Origin of the sequence: Microcystis sp. M53598_WE2 (assembly GCF_030067735.1) — a bacterium.
In the GTDB taxonomy this organism is placed as follows: Bacteria; Cyanobacteriota; Cyanobacteriia; order Cyanobacteriales; family Microcystaceae; genus Microcystis; species Microcystis aeruginosa.
This window is the reverse complement of the sequence record NZ_JASJFE010000215.1, coordinates 1-1,507: the sequence shown is the minus strand read 5'-3', so window position 1 is coordinate 1,507 and position 1,507 is coordinate 1. Positions and strand designations below refer to the sequence as shown.

Annotated in this window: 2 protein-coding genes; both read left to right on the top strand. The window is 50.5% G+C overall.

Going from position 1 to position 1,507, the window contains the following annotated elements; all coding sequences use genetic code 11:
* Positions 1 to 134 precede the first annotated feature (134 nt).
* Positions 135 to 455 (top strand): hypothetical protein, encoded by a 321-nt coding sequence (locus PX636_RS04545; protein ID WP_072319661.1) that lies wholly within the window; start codon positions 135 to 137, stop codon positions 453 to 455.
* A 53-nt stretch (positions 456 to 508) separates the two neighbouring features.
* The gene (locus PX636_RS04540; protein ID WP_288116346.1) at positions 509 to 1,126 is read left to right on the top strand and encodes a CP12 domain-containing protein; all 618 of its coding nucleotides are present in this window, start codon (positions 509 to 511) and stop codon (positions 1,124 to 1,126) included.
* Positions 1,127 to 1,507 lie beyond the last annotated feature (381 nt).

Here is a 1,507-nt window from a genome sequence, read left to right as displayed (position 1 = left end):
CAAGCTTTTCTGGTCGGAACCCCCTAAGCCGAGTTTTCAAGGTGCTGCGCCGTCCACTTGGTTTTCGAGACTGGCCTTTTAATTCTAACGTAAAGCCGCCGTAGAACGGCGGGGTTTCAGACCCAAAATTTCCGATGAACAAGCTGATAGAAATTCGATGTCCCAACTGTGGCAGCGTAGCTCAAAGGCTCTTGAGCGATCGCCTACCCGCAGGATATAAGTGTCCGGCCCGGCAGGTTGCTCAGACGGAATGCCCAGTGTGTGATTATTTCATCGCCATGTGTTGGCAAAACGGCGCTGTGCTGGAGGCCTATGCTCCAGGCATTCAGGGGAACACAGCCGCCGCTACCCCGTCCCAGCCAAAATCAGCGAGCGCCCATTGGCCCTGGTCATCTCTGTTGACAGTGGCACTCAGCCCACAAGAGTCTAGGAAATTGCTATCGGGACAACCCTAGTCAACTTTTGCATTTATACCAGTTCTTTAATTTAACAACACCATCCAACTCCTATGCTGCAAGCTCAAGAAATTATGACCCAAAACGTTGTCACCATTCGTGGTTCGGCAACGGTTGCCGATGCCGTGAAATTGATGAAAGAAAAACAACTGCGGGGATTGATTGTCGAACCGCGCCATGAACAGGACCCTTATGGAATTGTCACTGAAACCGACATCGTTTACAAAGTGGCGGCCTTTGGCCACGATCCTAAAACTATGCGGGTCTATGAAATTATGGCCAAGCCCTGTGTGGTCGTCAATCCCGAACTGGGGGTGGAATATGTGGCTCGGTTATTTGCTCAAACCCGCATTCGCCGCGCCCCCGTGATTCAGGGCAAAACTTTGCTGGGCATTATTTCTGTCAGTGATATTCTCTTCAAGAGCGATTTTGTCGAAAAGCCAAAGCGGTTGTTCATTGAAGATGAAATTGAAGCAGCCCGGGAAGACGCGCGGACAATTTGTGCGGCCAAGGGTGAAACCTCTCCCGATTGCGCTGCCGCCTGGGATGTGGTTGAGGAACTCCAGGCGGAAGCCTCCCATCAACGGGCCAAAAAACAGGGGAATAACTCACTCCAGTCCTACTGCGAGGCTAATCCCGATGCCTTAGAGTGCCGCATTTATGAGGATTAAATCCTGGCGGGTTTTGGCAGAATCGATCGCCTTGAGGGTGACTTCTGCCCTTAATGCGCTTAGGTTAACTTCAAAGCCGCCTGTCAATTACTGAAAAATCAAGGGCAATGTTTTCTTCATTGCTGTGTATGCTGCCTAGTCATGGTTTCGATCTCCGCCGTGAATAGCTTTTGCTTGTCAAGGTAAGGATTTGCTTTGATCGCCCTGACATTTGGCAGCTTCCAAGCGTATCGGTGGGGCTGCCAATCTCCCACTATAAGTAGGGAGGCACAATTATTTGTAGGATGGGTTAGCGGTAGCGTAACCCATGCAGGCGTTGGGTTTCATGCTTCAACCCAACCTACGTTCATCTTATATTTATTCCACCCACCCACTTACGCT